Origin of the sequence: Frigoribacterium sp. CFBP 8751, assembly GCF_014841545.1 — a bacterium.
Classification (GTDB): Bacteria; Actinomycetota; Actinomycetes; order Actinomycetales; family Microbacteriaceae; genus Frigoribacterium.
In genome coordinates this window covers 626,892-648,446 of the sequence record NZ_JACYUB010000001.1, presented here as the reverse complement: position 1 = coordinate 648,446, position 21,555 = coordinate 626,892, and the positions used below count along the sequence as shown (strand labels likewise).

Genomic DNA, 21,555 nt, shown 5'->3' with positions numbered 1-21,555 from the left:
GGTCCGGTAACGGCGGCCGAGCCGAGGAGGCGCGGGTCGCGACCGCAGGAGGCGCGGGTCGGCCCCCGAGGAGGCGCGGGTCGGCCCCGTCAGGCGCGGATCAGCAGGGCGGACGGTCGCGGCGAGAACGTCTGGTCGAGCACCAGGCAGGCGGCTCCGACAGCCGCGACGTCGATGCCGATCGACGACTCGACGAGCCGGATCGGGTGCTTCGGGATCAGCGCCGGGTCGTCGCGGAGCGCGGCCGGCAGCACCGCGAGGACGTGCCGCGACAGCGGCGCCCAGAACGGGCCGCCGAAGACGACCTCGTCGAGGTCGAGCAGGTTGACGATGGTCACGAGGGCCCGCGCGAGGTGCCGGCCCGCGCCGTGCAGCACCCCGAGGGCGCCGGCGTCACCCAGGTCGGCCTTGCCGACCAGGGCGCCGAACGCCTCGTCGATGCGGCGCATGTCGACGTCGTCCCCGCTGCGCGCCGCCTCGGCGAGCGCCTCGTCCGAGACGTCCCCCTCGGCCAGCACGCCCGCGTCGACGGCCTCGCGCACGAGGGCGTGCGGCGTGATCAGTTCGCCCACGCAGCCGATGCGCCCGCAGGTGCAGCGGTGACCGCGGTCGTCGACCATCACGTGCCCCGAGTCCCCCGCGTTCGCACTGGCCCCGCGCAGCACGTCGCCGCCCAGCACGAGTCCGGTGCCGTAACCGGTGCCGTAGTAGACGAAGGCGAAGTCGCTGCGCTCACCCGCGCCTCCGTCGCTGAGCCACAGCTCGGCGACCGCGCAGGCCGTGACGTCCTTCTCGAGCAGCACCGGCAGACCGGTCGCCTCGCTGAGCGCCCGACGCAGCGGCACGTGCCGCCAGAGCGGCATCATCGGTGGATCGAGCACGAGGCCGGGCCCGATGTCGACCGGGCCCGGCGACGCGATGCCGACCCCGAGCAGCAGCTCGCGGTCGACGCCGCTCGTGACGACCAGCCCGTCGATGGCCCGCGCCATCAAGGCCACCACCTCGTCGGGTTCGCTGGCGGACGGGGTCAGCTCGCGTGCGTGGGCGACGACCGTGCCGACGAGGTCGAGCAGCACGAACGTCAACACGGCGGGGTCGACGTGCACGCCGATCGCGAAGCGCCCCCGGGACTCGAGCTGCAGCATGGTGCGCGGCTTGCCGGGACCGCTGATCACGGTGCCGCTCTCGCGGATGAGGCCCGCCTCGATCAGCCGGCGCGAGACGTTCGTCACCGCCTGGGGGCTGAGTCCGGTGCGCCCGGCGATCTCGGTCCGGCTGAGGCCCGCGGCCTCCCGCCGGATGGCGTCGAGCACCACCGACCGGTTGTAGCCGCCGATCGCCGGCAGGTTCGTCCCGCGGTTCATTCTCGTCATCATCCACGACGTCGGGGGTCGCGCGCGCACCGCAGCCCGTCATCCGCCCGGCGGTGGTGCCCGTCGGGACGCCCCGTTACCCTGAACCCATGTCTGGACTGCGCCTCGAAGAACTGTCCGCCGCCACCGTCGTCGCGGCCAACAACCTCACGCTCAAGCCGGGTCAAGAGCAGTTCGTCGCACCCGTCTCGCACTCGATCGCCGAGGCCTACGTCAACCCGACCACCGCCTGGCCCCGCGTCGTCGTGGACGACGACACGGTCGTCGGCTTCATCATGGGCAACTTCGACGCCGAGGCCGACGACGAGGCGCTGCGCAGCTGCATCTGGCGCATCAACGTCGAGGCCGACGCCCAGGGCCGGGGCATCGGACGGTTCGCCGTGCACGCCCTCGCCGACGAGGCCCGCAGCCGCGGCTTCGACCGGGTCACCGTCATCTACGAGCCGGGCGACGACGGGCCCGAGGACTTCTTCCACCACATCGGCTTCGAGGTCATCGGCGAGACGCCCTACGGCGAGCACGTCGCGGGGCTGACGCTGGCGTCGTCGCAGGTCTGAGTCGGCACCACGTGAGGCCGAGGTCGTGACGCCGGACGCGTCCACCCCCGGCGATGTCCCCGCGGCCGGTGACGACCCCGCGCCCGGGCTCGACTCCGGGCCCCACCCCGACGACTTCGCCTCGCGGGTGATCGCCGTGGTCGAGTCGATCCCGCCGGGCCAGGTGATGACCTACGGATCGGTCGCGGCTGCCCTGGGATCGCGGGCCTCCCGTGCCGTCGGCCAGGTGATGGCGTACGCCGGGGCCGACCTGCCCTGGTGGCGCGTGATCCGCGCCTCGGGCCATGCCCCGCGCGACCACGAGCAGCGGGCCCTCGAACAGTACCGCGTCGAGGGCACGCCTCTGCTGTGGAGCCGGTCGGGTGGCTTCCGCGTCGATCTGGAGCGCGCCTCCCACCGTCCCTGATCGGGTGCTGCCCGGGCCGAGCCACGCCAGGCCGACGGCTCGTGGCCGGAACGGGCGAGTTCGTCGGAGACGGTCGGCCACGACCGCCCGACTTCCCCGGACTCGCCCGCCGTGGCTCGGTGGCCTCAGCGCGTCCGGTCGTACGGGGTCGTCGTCGACACGGCGACCAGGCCCGACCGTTCGAGGATCGGACGCGAGTCGTCGGTCGAGTCGCTGTGCACGAGGGCCTTGCCCTGCGCGAGGGCGGAGCGCGCCCGTGCGGCGGTCAGCGCCCGGTAGATGCCCCGGTGACGGTACGCCTCGAGGGTGGCGCCGCCCCAGATGCCGACGAAGTCCGTGCCGGGGACGGGTTCGAGTCGACCACCGCAGACCATCCGGCCGTCGACCTCGGCGACCCAGAGCTCCATGCCGTCGCCGCGGGCAAGTCGCGAGAGCAGCGCGTCGGCCATCCGCGCGTCGACCGCTTCGCCGAACGCCTCGTCGACCATCGCGCTCATCGCCCGCACGTCCGCCTCGGTGGTGACCCGACGGACCGTCACTCCCTCGGGCGCGTCACCGAGCCCCGCCAACGCCGTGAGCGGCCCGATCATGATCGACTCGGGCTCGCCGGGCTCGAAGCCCGAGGCCACGAGCGCGTCGTGCAACCCGGGCGCCCGGTCGTGCCCCCGCGTCTTCCATTCGACCCGGGTGATCTCGGCGTCGGCGTCGAAGTGCTCGACGGCGGCGGCCACGAGCGCGCGCACCGCCTCGGCGTCCGCTCCGCCGAGGTCACGGTAGGTGACGAACCCGCGGCCACCGGCGAAGGTGACGAGCCGCAGCGGACCGTGCCGGGTCACGGCGAGCGCGCTCGGCGTCTCGGCGTCGGTGCGGAGTTGCTCGTCGTAGGCCTGCAGGTAGCTCGTCGCGTCGGTCATCGGGGCCACGCTAGCCGAGCCCGGACGGCGGGCGGGGCCTGCCGTCCGGGCTCCGCCTCACACGAGCGAGTCACGCCACGCGGCGTGCAGCTGCGCGAAGCGGCCGGTGCCCGCGATCAGGTCGTCGGGGGTGCCGTCCTCGACGATCCTGCCGTGCTCCATGACGAGGACCCGGTCGGCGATCGCGACCGTCGACAGGCGGTGCGCGATGATGACCGCGGTGCGGTCGGCGAGCAGGGTCTGCAACGCCTCCTGCACCATGCGCTCGGACGGGATGTCGAGCGACGCCGTCGCCTCGTCCAGGATCAGCACGCTCGGGTCCGCGATGAACGCCCGGGCGAACGAGAGCAACTGGCGTTGCCCGGCCGACACCCGGCCGCCGCGCTTGTTCACGTCGGTGTCGTATCCGTCGGGCAGGGCCTCGATGAACTCGTGCGCCCCGACCGCCTTCGCCGCCCGCACGATCTCGTCGCGCGTCGCGTCGGGCTTGCCGAGCGAGATGTTGTCGGCCACCGAACCCGAGAAGAGGTACGCCTCCTGCGTCACCATGACGATGGCGCGGCGGAGGTCCTTCGGGTGCAGGTCGCGCAGGTCGACGCCGTCGAGCGTCACCGCACCGCGCGTCGGGTCGTAGAAGCGCGAGATGAGCTTCGCCAACGTCGACTTGCCGGCCCCCGTCGACCCGACGAGGGCGATGGTCTGCCCCGCGGGCACGTGGAGGTCGAAGCCGGGCAACACGACCGTGTCGGCGTTGTAGGCGAACTCGACGTCGTCGAAGTGCACCTGCCCCTTGGCGTCCCACAGGTCGACCGGGCGCGTCGGGTCGGGCACGCTGGGCTGCTCCTCGAGCACGCCCGAGATCTTCTCGAGCGCGGCGGACGCCGACTGGTAGCCGTTGTAGAACATGGCCATCTCTTCGGCCGGGTCGAAGAACCGCTTCGCGTAGAGCGCCACCGCCAGCAGGGCGCCGATCTCGAGCGAGCCGTCGATCACCCGGAAGCCGCCGAACAGCACGACCGCCGCGAGGGTCGCGTTGCCGATGAGCACCAGGCCCGGGTCGAAGGTGCCGAACAGCGTGAACACCTTCGAGTTGGCCTGCCGGTAGTCCTCGACGTGACCGGCGTACTCCTTCTCGTTGCGGGCCTCCTTGCGGAACGCCTGCACCGCGCGCATGCCCGTCATCGTCTCGACGAAGTGCACGATGACGCGGGCGCTCGTGACGCGGGTGGCCCGGAACAGCTTCTGCGAACGCACCTGGAACCACCGGGTCAACGCCACGAGCGGCACGAGGGCCACGGCGAGGACGAGGCCGCTCTGCGGGTCGAGCGCGACCAGGGCGACGGCGGTGAAGACCATGTACAGCAGGCCCGACACGAGCTGGTTGATGCCCGAGTCGAGCAGCTCGCGGATCGAGTCCAGGTCGCTCGTCTGGCGCGAGATGATGCGGCCCGACGTGTACGTCTCGTGGAACTCGAGGCTGAGCCGCTGCGTGTGCAGGAACAGCCGCTTGCGCAGGTCGAACAGGATCGCCTGGCTGATGCGCGCCGACAGCACCGTGTACTGCGCCATCAGCACCGCACCGATCACGCCGGTCACCAGGTAGGCGACCACGACGAGGATCGCCGGTGCCCAGTCCTGGTCGTCCATCAGGGCCGGCAGGGCGGTGTCGATGCCGATCGCGATCAGGGCCGGCCCCGCGACCTGCGAGGCCGTGCTGATCACGACGACGACACCCATCAGGGCGAGACGCCACCGCAGCGGGTGAACGAGCGAGCCGAGGAGGCGCAGCGAACGACGGCGCAGCCTCTTGCTCTCGTCCTTGGTGAAGTTCTCGCGCTCCTCGCCGCGGACGCCTTGCGTCGTCGAGCCCTGCTCGGCGCGCTTCTCGGCGGGGGTTCGTCCGTCGAGCGCCTCGCGCTCGACGGGGCCGTCGGCGACTGCCGGACGGTCGGGACGGTCGTCCTCGAGTGTCGTGTCGGTCATGCGAGCACCTCCTCTCGGCTGGTGGTGGAGTCGTCGTCGAGCGACGAGATGACGTAGCGGTAGTGCTCGTTGCTCGCGATGAGGTCGGAGTGCCGACCCACCGCGGTGACCGTGCCGTTCTCGAGCAGCGCGACCCGGTCGGCCAGGGTGACCGTCGACGGTCGGTGGGCGACGATCAGGGACGTCGTCGACGCGAGCACGCGTCTCAGTCCGGCCTCGACGCGGGCCTCGGTGTCGACGTCCAAGGCCGACAACGGGTCGTCGAGCACCAGAACGGCCGGGCGGGCCGCGATGGCCCGCGCCAGGGCGAGACGCTGGCGTTGTCCGCCGGACAGGCTGAGCCCCTCTTCGCCCACCCGGGTGTCGACGCCCTCGGGCAGCCGCTCGACGAAGTCGGCCTGGGCGATCTCGAGGGCCTCGCGCATCACCCGGTCGGCCTCGTCGGGGTCGTCGGCGAGGTCGGGGCGGCCGAGCAGCACGTTGTCACGCACGGACGCGCTGAACAGCGTCGCGTCCTCGAACGCCATGCCGATGTGACGGCGGAGCTCTTCGCGGCTGAGGTCACGGACGTCGACGCCGTCGATCAGGACCTGCCCACCGGTCACGTCGTAGAGCCGCGACACGAGAGACAGGAGCGTGGTCTTGCCCGAGCCGGTGAGGCCGACCAGGGCCATCGTCTCGCCGGGCTCGACGACCAGGTCGACCCCGTTGACGAGGTCGGAGAACTGGGCCGGCGAGTCCTGGTAGCGGAAGTGCGTTCCCTTGAACTCGAGACGACCGTGGGGCTCGGCGATCGTCGACGGGTTCTCGGGGTCGGTCACCGTGTTCTCGCTGTCCATCACCTCGAAGTAGCGGTCGACGGCCGTGCGGGTGTCGAAGGTCATCGAGAGCAGGAAGCCGATCGACTCGACCGGCCAACGCAGCACGGTCGCGGTCGCGAAGAAGGCGAACAGCTGACCGACGGTCAGCTGACCGTCGGCGGCGAGCCAGACGCCGCCCAGCAGACACAGCGCGAAGGCCACGTCGGGGACGAGCAGCAGCCAGAGCCACAGCTTCGAGATGGCCTTGGCTTTCTCGATCTCGGTCCCGCGGAGGTCTTCGGCCTGCTTGGCGAACTCGCGCAACGAGTGCTTGCCACGACCGAAGGCCTTGAGGACCCGGATGCCGTGCACGCTCTCCTCCACGCTGGTCGCCAGGTCGCCGACCTGGTCCTGGGACCGACGGGCGACGATCGAGTACCGCTTCTCGAAGGCGAAACTGACGAAGAACACGGGCAGCGACGCGACGAGGAAGACGAGGCCGAGCACCCAGCTGTACCAGAACAGCACGACGAATCCGACGACGATGGTGAGCACGTTGACCACGAGCAGCACGACGCCGAACGCGAGCCAGCGACGGATGAGGCTCAGGTCGCTGACCGACCGGCTGAGCAGCTGACCGCTCTGCCACCGGTCGTGGAACGCCACCGGCAGGTCTTGGAGCTTGGCGTACAGGGCGTTCCGCATGGTCGCCTCGACGTGCGTGCTCGGTGTGAGCACCAGCCGGCGGCGAGCACCGATCATGATCGCCTCGGCGACGCCGAGACCCAGCACGACGGCGAAGGCGGGCCACACCTGCGACCGGTCGCCACTCGACAGGGGGCCGTCGACGAGCAGCTGTAGGACGAGGGGGATCAGCAGGGCGACGACGGCGGCGAGCAGGGCCGCGACCATGCCCAGCACGATGCGGGGCAGGGCCGGCTTGACGTAGGGGTACAGCCGGGTGAGCGACTGCACCGTCGAGGGACGCTTCGCGGTGTCGGGCGGACGGGCGGACGAGGACTTCTGAGACATGGGTGATCCAAGTGTCGTGATCTGGCACAGGCGACAACGCAGAGCGGTGACCCGTTGTGGAGAAAGGTGGTGCGGCGACCGTCCGGGAGGACGCATGGTCGCGCGGTCGCGCCCGGGACGTCGCCGGGCGGAGGTGTCGGAGTGGTGCCGGTGGGCGGCGGGCCGTCTCGTCTAGCTGATCGGCGCCGGGCTCGGAGACGCCGAGGAGGCGCGACCCACGCGAGCACCGTCGGTGGCCGTGCCCACCGTGGTCAGTGTCGTCGTCGTCATCATGTCCTCCTGAGTGTCGTCGTCCGTCCGTGCGGTCGTGTCCGACCGGCTGTGAGCAGCCTTACAGGATATGCGTGCCGTCGACTCCGCCGCAAGACGGAATCGTTCGGAATCATGGACGACGCGACCCGCGCCTCCGGGACCTCGTCGACGACGACCTAGTGGAAGAAGTGGCGCTCGCCCGTGAAGTACATGGTCACGCCGGCGGCCTTCGCCGCGGCGACGACCTCGTCGTCGCGGATCGACCCGCCGGGCTGCACCACCGCGGCCACGCCGGCGTCGAGCAGCACCTGCAGGCCGTCGGCGAACGGGAAGAACGCGTCGGACGCGGCGACCGACCCGGTGGCGCGGGCACCGGCGCGGTCGACGGCCAGGTGGCACGAGTCGACGCGGTTGACCTGGCCCATGCCGACACCGACCGAGGCTCCGCCCGAGGCGAGCAGGATGGCGTTCGACTTGACGGCGCGCGAGGCCTTCCAGGCGAACTCGAGGTCGGCCCGCGTCGCGGCGTCGGCCTCGTCGCCGGCGACGAGCGTCCAGCCGTCGGACGTGAACCCGTCGAACCGGTCGGCGTCCTGGACCAGCAGGCCGCCCGAGATCTGCTTGACCTCGCGGACGTCGCGGGTGAAGTCGGAAGGCAGGGTCAGCAGGCGGATGTTCTTCTTCGCGCTGAGGATCTCGACGGCCTCGGGGTCGAACGCGGGGGCGATGACGACCTCGGTGAAGATGTCCGCGACGGTCTCGGCCATGGCGCGGGTCACCGGGCGGTTGGCCGCGATGACGCCGCCGAAGGCGGAGACGGGGTCGCAGGCGTGCGCCCGCTGGTGCGCGTCGGCGATGGCGTCGACGGCGTCGGGCGAGGCGACGGCGATGCCGCACGGGTTCGCGTGCTTGATGATCGCGACGGCGGGCTCGTCGAAGTCGTACGCGGCACGCAGGGCCGCGTCCGCGTCGACGTAGTTGTTGTACGACATCTCTTTGCCGTGCAGCTGCGTCGCCTGCGCGATGCCGTGCGCCCCGGGCGTCGCGTAGATCGCGGCGGCCTGGTGGGAGTTCTCGCCGTAGCGGAGGGTGTGCTGCAAGTCGGCCGAGACGGTTGCCGTGGGCTCGAAGCCGGCCCGCGCCTCCTGCTCGTCGACGACGGACAAGGAGGCGCGGGTCGCCGCGGCGGACGCGTCGGCCTCGGCGCGCACACCCACGTGTGCGGCGAAGTACGCCGCGACTGCCGTGTCGTACGCCGCCGTGTGGGCGAAGGCCTCGCCGGCCAGGCGCTGACGTTGGGCCAGGGTCGTGCCACCGAGCGTGAGCGCCTTCACGACCTGCGGGTAGTTCGTCGGCGAGACCACGATGGCGACGTTGGCGTGGTTCTTCGCGGCGGCCCGCACCATGGCGGGCCCGCCGATGTCGACGTTCTCGATGACGGTCGGCACGTCGGCACCCGAGGCGACGGTCTCGACGAACGGGTAGAGGTTGACGACGACGAGCTCGAACGCGGCGATGTCGAGCTCGGCCAGCTGCGCCTCGTGCGACTCGAGCCGCAGGTCGGCGAGGATGCCGGCGTGCACCGCGGGGTGCAGGGTCTTCACGCGGCCGTCGAGCGACTCGGGGAAGCCGGTGACGCTGCTGACGTCGGTGACGGCGTGGCCGGCGTCGCGGATGGTCTGGGCGGTCGAGCCGGTCGACACGATCTCGACGCCGGAGGCCGACAGGGCGGCGGCCAGGTCGAGCAGGCCCGTCTTGTCGCTGACGCTGATCAGCGCCCGTCGCACGGGCACGGCGTCACGGTCGCGGTAGAGGCTGGGGTCGATGGCGTGGCCGCTCATGCGGTGGGCTCCTGTTCGAGGGTGGTCGTTCCGTTGGCGATGTCGAGCACGGTCTGGACGAGCAGTTCGCGCTCGACGACCTTGATGCGGTCGTGCAGCGACGACTCGTCGTCGCCGGGCAGCACCGGGATGCGGCGTTGCGCGAGGATCGGGCCGCTGTCGACGCCCTCGTCGACGACGATCACGCTGGCGCCGGTCTGGTCGACCCCGGCCGCGAGGGCGTCGCGGACGCCGTGCGCCCCGGGGTACTCGGGCAGGTAGGCGGGGTGCGTGTTGATCAGGTTCGGGGCGAGGGCAGCGACGACCCGCGGCGGCACGAGCCGCATGAACCCGCTGAGCACCACGAGGTCGGGCTGCCACTGCTCGATCCGGGCCAGCAGCTCGTCACCCCAGGCGGCACGGTCGGCGAAGTTCGAGAAGGCGACCGAGAAGGTCGGCACCCCGAAGTGCTCGGCGTGCTCGAAGCCGTCGGCCTCGCGGTCGGCACCGACGGCGACCACCCGGGCCGGGTACTCGGCGTCGCTCGCGGCCTCGAGCAGCGCCCGGAGGTTCGAGCCGCCACCGGAGATGAGCACCACGAGCTTCAGCACCCGGCAAGCCTAGCGGGCCGGGCGCGCGCGCCGGGGGCGGTGGGGGGCGGCCCGTCGGACGACGGCGTCAGCGCGTGATGCCCTCGATGCGCTCGGTGTCGTCGCCGTCGCGCCGCAGGGTGGTCACGGGCACAGGGCCCGTCGGCGCGGTGTCGTCGACGACCGGGTCGTCGTGCCGCTTCGCATCGGAGCCGTCCCTGGTCGTCACGGCCCGATCACCCGCGAACCTCGGCGGGCTCACGACCATCGCCAGCACGCCGGCGACGGCGAACTCGAGCGCCGCGAACCCGCCGACCAGCAGCGGGTCGGGTCCGACGTCGGTCAGGCGTCCGGGCCCGGCCGAGCCCGAGGCCGCCCAGGCGAGCAGGCCGAGCAGCGCTCCCCCGACGAGCCCGCCGACGACCGCGACGACGAGGCGACGGACCAGGTCGTCGACCCCGTGCCCGGCGAGCATGCGCTGCAGCCGCGGCCTCAGCAACGTCGCGCAGACGTACGCGGCGACGACCGGGACCAGCAGCCCCACGAAGCCGAACGTCAGGTCTGCCGTGGGCAGGGCGCCGAGGAAGGGGATCGCGGGCATCGGGCCGACGGCGGTGCCCAGGGGCGAGATCGACGACCCGGTGCCGATGGCGAAGCCGGGGCCGACCAGCCACGACGCCGCCCAGACGACGACGTCGGGGAGCAGGGCGAGCTGCCCGATCGTCAGCGCGAGCCCGCCGAGGAACCCGCCGTGCGCGCCTTCGTACAGGGTGATGATCTCGGCGTAGTTCGCCACGATCAGCACCGAGACGATCACGGACGACGCGGCGAGCACGGTCGACGCGGCCACGGCGCCGAGACGCAACCCGGCGGCCGCGATGCCGGTCACCTGACCGGGCAGTCGTGACAGCAGACCGATGACGGCACCGGTGACCGGGTCGGCGGACTCGCCCCGACGACGACGCGTCACCTCGGCCATGGCCACGACGGGCACGGCGTAGACGAGCGCGGGCAGCAGCGTGCCCTGCCACAACGACGGGCGTGCGAACTCGTGCTGCGCGGAGGCCGCCAGGGCGAGGGACAATAGGGCGAAGGTGCCGATGGTGACGAGCACGCCGGTCACACGGTGGGCCGTCTCGGCGGCGGCGCGGCCGGCACGGATGCCCATGAGCACCGTGAGGAGGGCGAAGCCGAGCGCGGCCAGCGAGACGACGATGGGGGCGTCCGCCCCGGGGATGCCGGTCGCCGCGGCCGCGTCCGCGCTGAGCTGGACGGTCAGGTCGGCGCCGTGCCCGACGAGCCACGAATCGACGGCTGCCCGCCAGAAGACGACCCAGTCGATCTGCAGGCCGTACTGGAACGCCCAGAGCGAGGTCAGCACGACGAGGGGGATGCCCACGCCGATGGCCACGACGAGCAGGGCTTCGAGCGCGGAGAAGAGAGCGGTGACTGGGCGGTTCATCGCGAGCGACTGTACCGGTGCCGACCGGGGCCGGCCTGCTGCCCCGCCGCCCGCGACGACGACGCCGCTCGGCACCGGCACCGCTCCCCCCGCACGCACGCACGCAGGGGCGCGCGCACGACGACGGGCGTGTCCGTCGTGACCGGGCGTCCGAGGACGACCGGCCGTGACGAACACGCCCGTCGAGGAGGCGTGGGTCGGCTCTTACAGGGAGGCGTAGACCTCGCGGAGCAGCGCCGCGGTCTCGCTCGGCGTCTTGCCGACCTTGACGCCGGCGGCCTCGAGCGCCTCTTTCTTGGCCTGCGCGGTGCCGGCCGAGCCGGACACGATCGCTCCGGCGTGGCCCATCGTCTTGCCCTCGGGGGCGGTGAAGCCCGCGACGTAGCCGACGACGGGCTTGGTGACGTGTGCCTTGATGTAGTCGGCGGCACGCTCTTCGGCGTCGCCGCCGATCTCGCCGATCATGACGATCGCCTTGGTGTCGGGGTCGGCCTCGAACGCCTCGAGGGCGTCGATGTGGGTCGTGCCGATGACCCGGTCGCCGCCGATGCCGATGGCGGTCGAGAAGCCGAGGTCGCGCAGCTCGAACATCATCTGGTACGTCAGGGTGCCCGACTTCGAGACGAGCCCGATGGGGCCCGAGCCCGAGATCGAGGCGGGCGTGATGCCGACCAGCGACTCGCCGGGCGTGATGATGCCGGGGCAGTTCGGGCCGATGATGCGGGTCGTTCCGCCCTTGGCCTTGGCGAGCGCCCAGAACTCGGCGCTGTCCTGCACCGGGATGCCCTCGGTGATGACGACGACGAGCGGCACCTCGGCCTCGATGGCCTCGACGACGGCGTCCTTGGCGAACGCCGGCGGCACGAAGACGATCGAGACGTCCGCGCCGGTCTCGGCGACGGCCTCGGTCACGGTGCCGAAGACGGGCAGCTCGACGTCACCGTGGGTGACGGTCGTACCGGCCTTGCGGGCGTTGACGCCACCCACGACCTGCGTGCCGGCCTTGAGCATGAGGGCCGTGTGCTTGGTGCCCTCGCCGCCGGTGATGCCCTGGACGATGACCTTGCTGTCCTTGTTGAGGAAGATCGACATTGTTCTGTGCAGTCCTTACTTCGAAGCCAGCTCGGCGGCCTTGTCGGCAGCCTCGTCCATGGTCGCGACGACGGTGACCAGCGGGTGCGCCGCCTCCGCCAGGATGCGTCGACCCTCGTCGACGTTGTTGCCGTCGAGGCGCACGACGAGCGGCTTGGTGGCCGCGTCGCCGAGGATGCCCAGCGCGGCGACGATGCCGTTGGCGACGGCGTCGCAGGCGGTGATGCCGCCGAAGACGTTGACGAAGACGCTCTTGACCTGGGCGTCGCCCAGGATCACGTCGAGCCCCGCCGCCATGACCTCGGCGCTCGCTCCGCCGCCGATGTCGAGGAAGTTGGCGGGCTTCACGCCGCCGTGCGCCTCGCCGGCGTAGGCGACGACGTCGAGCGTCGACATGACGAGCCCTGCACCGTTGCCGATGATGCCGACCTCGCCGTCGAGCTTCACGTAGTTGAGGCCGGCGGCCTTGGCCTTCGCCTCGAGCGGGTCCGCCGCGTCGGCGTCCTCGAGCTCGGCGTGACCGGGGTGACGGAACTCGGCGTTCTCGTCGATCGAGACCTTGCCGTCGAGGGCGACGATGTCGCCCTGCTCGGTGAGCACGAGCGGGTTGACCTCGACGAGCGTCGCGTCCTCGCCCTCGTAGACGGCGTAGAGCTTCACCAGCACGGGGGCGACCTTGTCGATCAGCTCGTCGGGGAACCCGCCGGCCTTCGCGATCTCGGTGGCCTTCGCCAGGTCGATGCCCGCGCGGGGGTCGACCTCGATGCGGGCGAGCGCGTCGGGCTTCTCCACGGCGAGCTGCTCGATCTCCATGCCGCCCTCGACGCTGCAGAGCGAGAGGTACGAGCGGTTGGCACGGTCGAGCAGCACCGAGAAGTAGAACTCACGGGCGATCTGGGCGCCGCCCGCGATCATCACGCGCTTGACGACGTGGCCCTTGATGTCGAGCCCGAGGATGTCCTTCGCCGCGGCCTCGGCGTCGTCGGGGGTCTTCGCCACCTTGACGCCGCCGGCCTTGCCGCGACCGCCGACCTTGACCTGGGCCTTCACGACGGTGACGCCACCCAGCTTCTCGGACGCCGCTCGCGCCTCCTCGGGGGTGTCGGCCACGATGCCCGGCAACACGGGCACGCCGTACTGCTCGAACAGGTCTCTGGCCTGGTACTCGAAAAGATCCACGCTGTTCTTCCAATCCGCATCGCTGCGTCGTCTCACCATGATCCGTCTCGACATCGAGCCATCTCGACATGAAGACATATGGGCCGCGGTCAGCCTAGCGGGCGACCCCAGGGGTACGCCGAGCGTCGCGTCTGCTGTGAGCATCGGGGGCCTGCCGTCGCCTGGGGAGTAGACGAGAGACACCCCGACAGAACGAGAAGACGGAGACACGCATGTCGAAAGAGAAGAACCTCGCCACGCAGGAACGCCTCGGCGAGATCCTGACCGCCCGCGAGATCGACCGCCTCGGCGAGGGCTTCCACGCCGACGTCGTCGATCACGACCCGGCCCCCGACGCTCCCGCCGGCCTCGCGGGCATCCAGGCCTTCTGGACCGACTTCTTCGCGGCCTTCCCCGACGCCGACCTCGCGGTCGAGACCCTCGTCGCCGACGACGAGAACGTCACCGCCGTCTTCACGATCTCGGGCACGCACACCGGCACGTTCCAGGGTGCTGAGCCCACGGGCAAGACGTTCACCGTGCGCGGCATCCAGGTCGGCCGGTTCGACGAGGACGGCCTGCTCGTCGAGCGCTGGGGCGCCACCGACGAGGCCGGCATGAAGCAACAGCTCGGCCTGGCCTGAACCGCTCCCCCACCACCCCGCACCACTCTCGAGAGGACGCATCATGAGCGACACCAACACCCCCGCAGCATCGGGTGACCAGCCCTACGACCAGGCCGACGAGTTCGCCGAGTCCGAGCAGATCGCGACCAACGACGCCGTCGCCGGCGAGACGGTCTTCCCCGGCGTCGGAGAGGGCAACGACGGCCCGACCGGCGGTGCGCCCCGCGAGGGTTCGCCCGAGTACGCCCCGAACGACCTCGAAGGCGACGAGATCGACCTCGACGAGACCGAGTGACCTCGGTCACCCCCGTCTGACGACGCCCCCGCCGCAGCTCGCGGCGGGGGCGTCGTCGTGTCACGGCTCCTCCCCCGGCCCGCGTCGGCGGGAGCCGTGCACAGGAGGCGCGGTGCCGGCCTCGGCAGCCGGGGCCGCTGCCCGATCGTCGGTGCATGACCTCATCAACGAAGGCCCTCGGGCCCCCCAGACGGCGCCTCGCGCTCGCCCTCGCCCTGTTGTTCTCCGTCGCCGTCGGGCTGCTCGGCCACGCCCCGGCCGCCGCCGTCACCGGCACGGGACTCGGCCCGGGCCACCTCTGGCGCGGCGACAACGCCTCGTGGCTCGGCACGTACCGACTCGACGACGGCACCCAGGCGTTCTGCCTCGAAGCCGGCAAGAGATCGCCCGTCGGCAACCACTACGACACGACCACGGGTGGCGACGTGATCGGCGTCTCGACCGACGACCACGCGCGCCTCGCGTACATCGCCCGCACCTGGGGCGGCACGACCGACGCCGACACGGCCGCCGCAGGACAACTCGCGGTCTGGACCATCACCGGCCTGAACGGCCACACGCAGCGGTACTACGCCGGCCGGGCCAACGAGCGCTGGCCGATCGTGCTCGAACGCGCGAACCAGATGCTCGCCGAGGCCTCGTCCGCCGCGTCGAAGTCGGTCGCCGCATCGATCACCGTCGAGCTCTCGGACGACGGCACGGGGCTCATCCGCCCCGACCTCACGGTCGACCGCGTGACGGGTGGGCCGACGACCCTCGAGCCCACGCATGCGGGCACGGTCACCCTGGACGGAGCCGTGTTCGCGGACGGTTCGACCACGGCCCTCGTCCGCAACGGCGAGAGCGTGCCCGTCGCCGCCACCGGTGACGCCGCCCAGCTCACCGTGACCGCCTCGGTCGAGTTCGTCGACCTGCCGTACGGACGGGTGACCACAGTGGGGAACAGCCCCGCCGGCTCGCAGATGATCCTCTTCTCGGGCGGGGTCGCGGCCTCCGCTTCCGAAGCCGCGAGTGTCGAGCAGCTGTCACCGCTGCCGTTCCAGCCGACGGTGTCGACGATCACCAGCGACACCGTGGCCGAGGCCGGCACGATCGTCACCGACCAGGTGACGCTCGGCGTGCGGCCCGGTGACGGGCTCCTGTCCGAGTGGGGACGATACGACGACGCCGGCACCTGGCGCCCCGTCCCGGTCACGGTGCGCAGCCGGCTGCTGGGCCCCTTCCTTGCCCCCGTGACGACGGCGGACGAGTGGCCGGACGACGCTCCGTCGGTCTGCGAGGTCGCCCTCGACGTGCTCGACGGCCCGGGAACCTACTCGACGCCGGGCTGCGAACTGCCCGGTGGCGGGTACTACACCTGGGTCGAGAGCATCGATCCCACGGACACGCCGGTCGAGGCCGGGCGTGACCGCGTGGGTTCCTGGCGGTCACCGTTCGGGGTGGCGACCGAGACGACCTTCGTGCCCTGGACGCCGACCATCTCGACCGTGGTGTCCGACGCCGAGATCGACCCGGGTGCCTGCGTCAGCGACGAGCTCACCGTCGTCGACCTGCACCCCGACGTGCCGGCTGGGGTCGACGTCGAGTCGGTGCTCGTCGGACCGTTCGCCGAGGCCCCGGTCGTGGGAAGCGACCTCGGTCCGATCGACCGTCTCGACCCGGACCTCGTCGTGGCTCGCGAGACGGTGACCATCGGCGAGGACGGCACGTACGCCACACCGTGCATCGCCCTCGAGCGACCCGGCACGTACGTCTTCCTGTTCTCGTCGGAGGGGTCGGCTGTCGTCGATGACGGAAGCCAGGTCGTGCCGGCCTTCGCCGACACGACCGTCTACCGGAGCGAGATGGCGACGGTACGGCAGCCGGCCCCGTCCGAGGCTCCGGCTCCCCCGGCAGGGCTGGCCTTCACCGGTTCGGAGGGTGGCGGGCAGGCGTTCCTCGTCGCCCTCGGAATCGTCGGGACCGGCTTCGTGCTCGTGGCCGCGGCGAGTGCCTTCCACGTGCGGAGGCGCCGCCTCGCCGAGGGCTCGGATGCAGCCTCCCTCGCGGTCGATGCCGAGGCACTGTCGTCCTTCGGGCTGGGCGAGGCGCGATGAACCCCCGGGTGCGGGTGCCGCGAGTCGGTCCGGGCTCATCCGGCCCGATCGAACGGCACCTGCACCCGGACGGCTCGACCGCTGCCGTCGTCCACGAGGGCGAACCCTGGCGTCGGCCGGTCGGCGAGATCGGACTTCGTCAGCCGGAGCCCCACCTGGTCACCTTCGTTGGGCAGCTGTGGACTGAGCACGGCGCCGCACCGGTTGTTCCTCACGTCGACCTGCCAGCCGGCCCACCCCGCCAAGACCTCGCCGGTCGTCCCGGCCACGACGAGCGCTCGACCGGTGTCGGGGCACGACCGGAGGAACTCCGCGAGCCACTCGGCCGCGGGGCAGTCCTTGAGGTGTTCGCCGTCGTCGATGACGAGCACGCGAGGGCCGTCGACGTCTGCGAAGAAGGGCGCGAGGAGGGCCTCCTCGACGGTCCGGGTGGTGATCACCGCGACCACGCCGGGCAACCCCTCGAGCGCCCGCAGCGGCGATCGCCGTGGGGCGACGACGACCACTCCGATGCTCTGGGCCGCGAGCGACCGGACGACAGCTGCCAGGACGGTGCTGCGCCCGCTCTTCGGGGGGCCCGTCACAACGTAGCTGCCGGGGCCGTCGGCGAGGTCGGGACCCCACGGCACGAGGTCGTCGCCACCGACGCCGATCAAGGCGAAGACGCTCGCCGGATCAGCCGCTCCCCGGCGGGACCAGGCATCGTCGAACGAGATGGGGCCCGCCAGTTCGTCGACGCGGAAGGGCCGACGGGCGGCAGGAACGTGACGGTCTCGGTGAACCGCCTCGGCCCCACGTCGCCGCAGGGCCTCGGCCTGCGCCTGCCCCGTCGCCTCGGCATCGATCAAGGCGACCTGCGTCTCGATCGAGGTCTCGGCGGTGAAGCCCCGCCCCGGGGGCAGGACGTCGGGAAGTGCTCGTGCGTTCAGTCCGGCGAGGGCGTAGTCGGCCCGGTCGGTCAGACGCAGGAGCAGCTTGTCGTCGACCAGGGCCGCGAGCCGGCCGGCGACGAGTTGACGGTCACCCGTGACGAGCACGTGGACACCGGCTGCGGCGCCCTCACGCAGCAGCAACCCCACCTGGTCGACGAGCTTGCCGTGCTCGATCTCGGCGAAGGTGCCGGTGAACCCTTCCCACCGGTCGATCATGACGACGAGGTGCGGCAGCCGTTCGATCTCGGGAGCCGTTCGCCGCTGCTCGACCACCCCCGCGTGGCCTCCTGCCGCGAGCACCTGCTGCCGCCGGTAGATCTCGTCGACGAGCTTCGTCAGCAGGCGTCGGACCCGGTCGAGCTGGGTCCGCTGGACGACGGCTCCGACGTGCGGAAGGCTCTCGAGCGGCAGCAGGGCACCACTGCCGCAGTCGATGCCGAAGAGGTGGACGTCGGCGCAGCTCGTGCGGTCGGCGAGGGAGGCCGCGACGGTGCGCAGCACCTGCGAGCGTCCCGTGCGGGGGGCGCCGACGACGAAGAGATGACCCAAGGTCTGCAGGTCGAGCGCGGCCGGGGCCTGATGCTGCTCGGCCGGGAAGTCCTGCCTGCCGAAGGCCAGCAAGGGCACGTCTCCCTCGACGCATGCGTCGGCGTCGCGGCCTCCCGGGGGTTCTGCGAGGTCGTCGAGGACGAGCCTGTCCGGCAAGGCGTCGAGCCAGGGACGGTGCGGGCGAGGGATACCGAGACGAGCGGAGGCGGAGGCGAGCGCGTCGACGAGCTCGACCAGGTCGGTACGCCCGACGGACTCGGTCGACGCTCGTGGCGGCGGCTCGGCCACGACCCGCCCGAGTTCGTGCCAGCCGAGCGAACTCGACCACACCTCGGGCACGACGTCGGCGACCACCCCCGGACGTCGGCCACCGACACGGCCGGCCTGGAACGGGACGAGCGCGCTCGCACCCAGTCGGACGAAGGCGCGGCCCGGTGTGGACTTGGAGATGCCGGCCGCGTCACCCGCGTCGATCACGTCGCTGCTCTCGCCTGCATCGGTCACGCGCAGGGCGATCCTCAGGTTCGTGTTCGCCCGGATGTCGCCCGTGACGACGCCCGTGGGACGTTGCGTCGCGAGCACGAGGTGGATTCCGAGAGAACGCCCGCGCTGGGCGATGTTGACGAGGCCGGTCACGAAGTCCGGCAGCTCTCGGACCATGCTCGCGAACTCGTCGATGACGATCAGGAGGCGCGGCAACGGAGGCCTTTCGGCGTCGCCGACCGCGCCCTCCACGTAGTCCTCGAGGTCCTTCGCCCCGACATCGGCGAGGAGGTGCTCGCGGCGTCGGAGCTCGGCCCCGAGCGAGTGCAACGCCCGTTCCACGAGGTGCGTGTCGAGGTCGGTGACCATTCCGACGGTGTGGGGCAGTGGCGCGAAGTCCCGGAACGCGGCACCGCCCTTGTAGTCGACGAGGACGAAGGTCATCGACTCGGGGGTGTTGGCGGCGGCGAGCGCCGCGACCATGCTCTGGAGCAACTCGGACTTGCCGGACCCGGTCGTGCCGGCCACGAGACCGTGGGGGCCGTCCCGGCGGAGGTCGAACGAGAACGGCCCGTCGAGGCTCTCTCCGATGACGACCTCGGTCGTGGGGCCCGTGCGAGCCCACCGGTCGAGCACGGCCTCGGGAGTGGGCGGTTCGAGCTGCAGCACGTCGAGCAGTCGCGATCGGGCCGGGAGTCCGCCCGTTCCGCCACCGTCGTCGACGTCGACCAGCGGGGCGACGGCCCGTGCGACGGCCTCGAACCAGCCGGCGGGCACCAGGTCGGCCTTGACCTCGCGCACGTCGGCGGTGCGGTGGACGTCGAGGGAGTGCCGCGTGGGGCCGCAGGTGACGACGGCGACGCATTCCTCGGGAAGGGACCGTCGTTCGAGGTCGACGCACACCGCGTACACGCCGACGGAGGGCCCTTCGCGCAGGACGCGGACGAGCCCGGGCAGTGCCCGCAGCCGCCGCGCACCGTCGACGACGAGCACGATGTCGGTCGCCGCACGGAGCGTCCCCCGCGATTCCCGCACCGCCCGCTGGCGGGCGTCGATCTCGGCCCCCAGCTCGGCGATCCGACGCGCGACGGTCTCGGCGTCGTTCCCCACCCAGACGGTGGCCGGCCGACCGTTCTCCGGACGGGCATGGGGGACGTGGGCCAGCCACGACCAGTCGTCGCCCGCAGCGTGTTCGGTCAGGACGACGAACCGCACGTCGCGGGGGCTCTGGGCGACGGCGAGCTGAGCCAGCATCCACGCGACGAGAGGTCTCGCGTGTTCGGATCGGCCTGCCACCCCGACGACCCCGTGCTCGGCCAGATCGACGGTGACGGGCACGTCGACGGCAGGGCGGGCGACGGTCCGACGGTGCTCGAGTTCGGCCGGGTCCTCGATGGTGACACTCGACGGCAGATCCGCGGTACCGATCCTGACGCGCAGGTGGTCCGGATCGTCACGACGGCGTTCCCACAACCGCGAACGACGCCGGGCGGCGATGTCGAGCACGGTCGCGGCGTCGGGGCTGAGGTGTCGCAACTCGCGCTGCAGCTGCCGCACGGCGCTCTCGGCATCCGCCGCCACCGCCTCCTTCGTGGCCTGGTGGTCGGCGAGCCGCTGCCGGTGCGAGACCTTGCCGTTGCGCTTGTCGTAGAGGTAGTTGCCCATCATGACCACCGGCGACATGAGCCCGAAGGCGAGGAAGGCGACGTTCCCGAACACGGTGACCATGACGACGGCCATCAGCATCGGAGCGAGCGCCGCGACGATCGGCAGGGGCCGTTTCGTCCCCTGTTGGGGTTCGGCGGGGAACCGGAACGTCGTGGTCGGCGGCTCCGGCAGGAGGCGCGGGGGGCGTGCGTGGTCGAGGGTGCCTCCGCCTTCGCTCACGGTGATCGCGGCGGACGGGTGCCCGGCCGGCGCGACGGCGAGGAGGGTGTCGCCGATGGTGATGACGCAGTGTTCGTCCACGGCGGCCGTACCTCGGACCGGAACGCGGTCGACGAGCACGAGTGGCCCGCGAGCCTCGTCGTCGGATTCGGGGAAAGCGTCGGCCGTGGGGGTCAGCGCGAAGCGCCCGGCGCCGTCGAGTTCGATCGTCGCGACGATCGGGGGCACCCGCGCGTCGTCCAGTCTCACGCCCGCGTCCGGACCGCTGCCGAGGTGCACGAGCCCGACGTCGACGACGTGGATCGTCCCGGCACCGCGGCCTCCGATGATGCGGATGGTGGGCAGGTCGTCGGGAAGGTGGAGGTGCACGGCGGGGCCGCCGAGGCCGAGGACGGCACCGTCGAGCAGGACGCCCGAGCTGAGGCGTGCGGTCGGATCGACCGGGACACCGTCGACGGTGATGCTCGCGGGCTCGTCGGTCAGGGCGTGCCGCGCGTGACCGAGTGACGACGCGAGGTGCCGCGCCACGGCGTCGACGGTGGTGTCCGGATCGACGAGTAGCGAGCGGTCGGCCCGCTGGCCCGTCGGGACGTGCAGGACGGTGACGCACAGCCTCACGCGGCGGGCACCACGCTGATGCCGTCCACGAACACGTCGACTTCGTCGATCATGCCGAGGACGCCATCCGGCCCGCCGACCTGGCAGGTGACGCGGAGGTCGTACGGCTCGGCCCGGAAGGCGTAGACGAGCGTGGCGTGGAGGTCGGCGTCGCCCTCGACGGCCGCGTACCGCACGCCTCGGAGCCCCTGCCCGAGACCACTCGCCTCGACCTGCTCGACGACGGGAGGCTCGACCGCGGCCACGTCGCTGTCGAAGACCATGGCCCGGAGGGCGACATCACGATCACCCTCGACGAACCCGTACTGGACGCGCAGCAGCGACGGAGGGGTCGCGATGTCCGGCAGGTACAGGTACCGGCGTTCGTCCTCGGGCGACCAGCGCGCGAGGGCCGAGAGCACCTCCGTGAGCCAGGACCGGGAGGCGCGGGTCGACACCTCGGACCGCTCGGCCACGGTGCGCACGGTCGCCTTGATCCACGATCGCGGCGCGCGGTGGCCGTCATGCGGCCAGGAGGTCGGGAGGGCCACCCAGGTCTCGGGGTCGTGCCCGATGAGGATGTCGAAATCGGTGGTGGCGTCACTGTCGGTCTGGGTCATGGTGCAGGTCGCTTTCTGTGGCAGTCGAGGG

General features: G+C 71.8%; 16 protein-coding genes. 5 read left to right on the top strand and 11 right to left on the bottom strand.

Annotated elements, in window-relative coordinates:
- Positions 1-89 precede the first annotated feature (89 nt).
- Positions 90-1,364, bottom strand: coding sequence for an ROK family transcriptional regulator (locus IFT88_RS03155; protein WP_192118820.1), 1,275 nt, complete (start codon positions 1,362-1,364; stop codon positions 90-92).
- A 98-nt stretch (positions 1,365-1,462) separates the two neighbouring features.
- Between IFT88_RS03155 and IFT88_RS03150 the strand changes: the two genes are divergently transcribed.
- Positions 1,463-1,930, top strand: coding sequence for a GNAT family N-acetyltransferase (locus tag IFT88_RS03150; protein WP_192118818.1), 468 nt, complete (start codon positions 1,463-1,465; stop codon positions 1,928-1,930).
- Between the two features lie 25 nt (positions 1,931-1,955).
- The gene (locus IFT88_RS03145; protein ID WP_082059889.1) at positions 1,956-2,336 is read left to right on the top strand and encodes an MGMT family protein; all 381 of its coding nucleotides are present in this window, start codon (positions 1,956-1,958) and stop codon (positions 2,334-2,336) included.
- 125 nt (positions 2,337-2,461) lie between these two features.
- On the opposite strand, the gene IFT88_RS03140 is transcribed toward IFT88_RS03145, so the two are convergent.
- From IFT88_RS03140 to sucC, 8 genes are all read right to left on the bottom strand, one after another.
- Positions 2,462-3,250 (bottom strand): GNAT family N-acetyltransferase, encoded by a 789-nt coding sequence (locus IFT88_RS03140; protein WP_192118816.1) that lies wholly within the window; start codon positions 3,248-3,250, stop codon positions 2,462-2,464.
- A 57-nt stretch (positions 3,251-3,307) separates the two neighbouring features.
- Positions 3,308-5,233 (bottom strand): ABC transporter ATP-binding protein, encoded by a 1,926-nt coding sequence (locus IFT88_RS03135; RefSeq protein ID WP_192118814.1) that lies wholly within the window; start codon positions 5,231-5,233, stop codon positions 3,308-3,310.
- Entirely contained in the window at positions 5,230-7,065 is a 1,836-nt protein-coding gene (locus IFT88_RS03130; RefSeq protein ID WP_056228642.1) for an ABC transporter ATP-binding protein, read from the bottom strand. The genes IFT88_RS03135 and IFT88_RS03130 overlap by 4 nt, the downstream gene beginning before the upstream one ends.
- A gap of 428 nt (positions 7,066-7,493) precedes the next feature.
- The gene (purH, locus tag IFT88_RS03125) at positions 7,494-9,158 is read right to left on the bottom strand and encodes a bifunctional phosphoribosylaminoimidazolecarboxamide formyltransferase/IMP cyclohydrolase (protein ID WP_192118812.1); all 1,665 of its coding nucleotides are present in this window, start codon (positions 9,156-9,158) and stop codon (positions 7,494-7,496) included.
- Positions 9,155-9,748, bottom strand: coding sequence for a phosphoribosylglycinamide formyltransferase (purN, locus tag IFT88_RS03120; RefSeq protein WP_192118810.1), 594 nt, complete (start codon positions 9,746-9,748; stop codon positions 9,155-9,157). The genes purH and purN overlap by 4 nt, the downstream gene beginning before the upstream one ends.
- Before the next feature lie 67 nt (positions 9,749-9,815).
- Positions 9,816-11,189, bottom strand: a complete 1,374-nt coding sequence (locus IFT88_RS03115) for a cell division protein PerM (protein ID WP_249408737.1) — start codon at positions 11,187-11,189, stop codon at positions 9,816-9,818.
- A gap of 204 nt (positions 11,190-11,393) precedes the next feature.
- Positions 11,394-12,281, bottom strand: a complete 888-nt coding sequence (gene sucD / locus IFT88_RS03110) for a succinate--CoA ligase subunit alpha (protein WP_192118808.1) — start codon at positions 12,279-12,281, stop codon at positions 11,394-11,396.
- 15 nt (positions 12,282-12,296) lie between these two features.
- Positions 12,297-13,460, bottom strand: coding sequence for an ADP-forming succinate--CoA ligase subunit beta (gene sucC, locus IFT88_RS03105; RefSeq protein ID WP_043594277.1), 1,164 nt, complete (start codon positions 13,458-13,460; stop codon positions 12,297-12,299).
- A 212-nt stretch (positions 13,461-13,672) separates the two neighbouring features.
- On the opposite strand from sucC, the gene IFT88_RS03100 reads away from it, so the two are divergent.
- From IFT88_RS03100 to IFT88_RS03090, 3 genes are all read left to right on the top strand, one after another.
- A complete protein-coding gene (locus IFT88_RS03100; RefSeq protein ID WP_043594279.1) occupies positions 13,673-14,083 on the top strand; it encodes an ester cyclase in 411 nt (136 codons plus the stop codon).
- 43 nt (positions 14,084-14,126) lie between these two features.
- Positions 14,127-14,360: a hypothetical protein gene (locus IFT88_RS03095; protein WP_192118806.1), complete on the top strand. Its 234-nt coding sequence runs from the start codon at positions 14,127-14,129 to the stop codon at positions 14,358-14,360.
- A 155-nt stretch (positions 14,361-14,515) separates the two neighbouring features.
- Positions 14,516-16,456 (top strand): thioester domain-containing protein, encoded by a 1,941-nt coding sequence (locus IFT88_RS03090; protein WP_192118804.1) that lies wholly within the window; start codon positions 14,516-14,518, stop codon positions 16,454-16,456.
- A 35-nt stretch (positions 16,457-16,491) separates the two neighbouring features.
- Here IFT88_RS03090 and IFT88_RS03085 read toward each other — a convergent pair whose 3' ends face one another.
- On the bottom strand, positions 16,492-20,925 hold the full coding sequence (locus tag IFT88_RS03085) for an FtsK/SpoIIIE domain-containing protein (RefSeq protein WP_192118802.1): 4,434 nt from the start codon (positions 20,923-20,925) through the stop codon (positions 16,492-16,494).
- A complete protein-coding gene (locus IFT88_RS03080) occupies positions 20,922-21,524 on the bottom strand; it encodes a hypothetical protein (RefSeq protein WP_056228627.1) in 603 nt (200 codons plus the stop codon). Before IFT88_RS03080 ends, IFT88_RS03085 begins: the two co-directional genes overlap by 4 nt.
- Between the last annotated feature and the right edge of the window lie 31 nt (positions 21,525-21,555).

Bases quoted from the DNA above. Each gene is read 5' to 3' on its own strand.
- IFT88_RS03090 (WP_192118804.1), top strand. From the start codon at position 14,516: ATGACCTCATCAACGAAGGCCCTCGGGCCCCCCAGACGGCGCCTCGCG.
- IFT88_RS03135 (WP_192118814.1), bottom strand. From the start codon at position 5,233: ATGACCGACACGACACTCGAGGACGACCGTCCCGACCGTCCGGCAGTC.
- IFT88_RS03140 (WP_192118816.1), bottom strand. From the start codon at position 3,250: ATGACCGACGCGACGAGCTACCTGCAGGCCTACGACGAGCAACTCCGC.
- IFT88_RS03130 (WP_056228642.1), bottom strand. From the start codon at position 7,065: ATGTCTCAGAAGTCCTCGTCCGCCCGTCCGCCCGACACCGCGAAGCGT.
- sucD (WP_192118808.1), bottom strand. From the start codon at position 12,281: ATGTCGATCTTCCTCAACAAGGACAGCAAGGTCATCGTCCAGGGCATC.
- IFT88_RS03100 (WP_043594279.1), top strand. From the start codon at position 13,673: ATGTCGAAAGAGAAGAACCTCGCCACGCAGGAACGCCTCGGCGAGATC.
- IFT88_RS03155 (WP_192118820.1), bottom strand. From the start codon at position 1,364: ATGAACCGCGGGACGAACCTGCCGGCGATCGGCGGCTACAACCGGTCG.
- purH (WP_192118812.1), bottom strand. From the start codon at position 9,158: ATGAGCGGCCACGCCATCGACCCCAGCCTCTACCGCGACCGTGACGCC.
- IFT88_RS03150 (WP_192118818.1), top strand. From the start codon at position 1,463: ATGTCTGGACTGCGCCTCGAAGAACTGTCCGCCGCCACCGTCGTCGCG.
- IFT88_RS03115 (WP_249408737.1), bottom strand. From the start codon at position 11,189: ATGAACCGCCCAGTCACCGCTCTCTTCTCCGCGCTCGAAGCCCTGCTC.
- IFT88_RS03080 (WP_056228627.1), bottom strand. From the start codon at position 21,524: ATGACCCAGACCGACAGTGACGCCACCACCGATTTCGACATCCTCATC.
- IFT88_RS03095 (WP_192118806.1), top strand. From the start codon at position 14,127: ATGAGCGACACCAACACCCCCGCAGCATCGGGTGACCAGCCCTACGAC.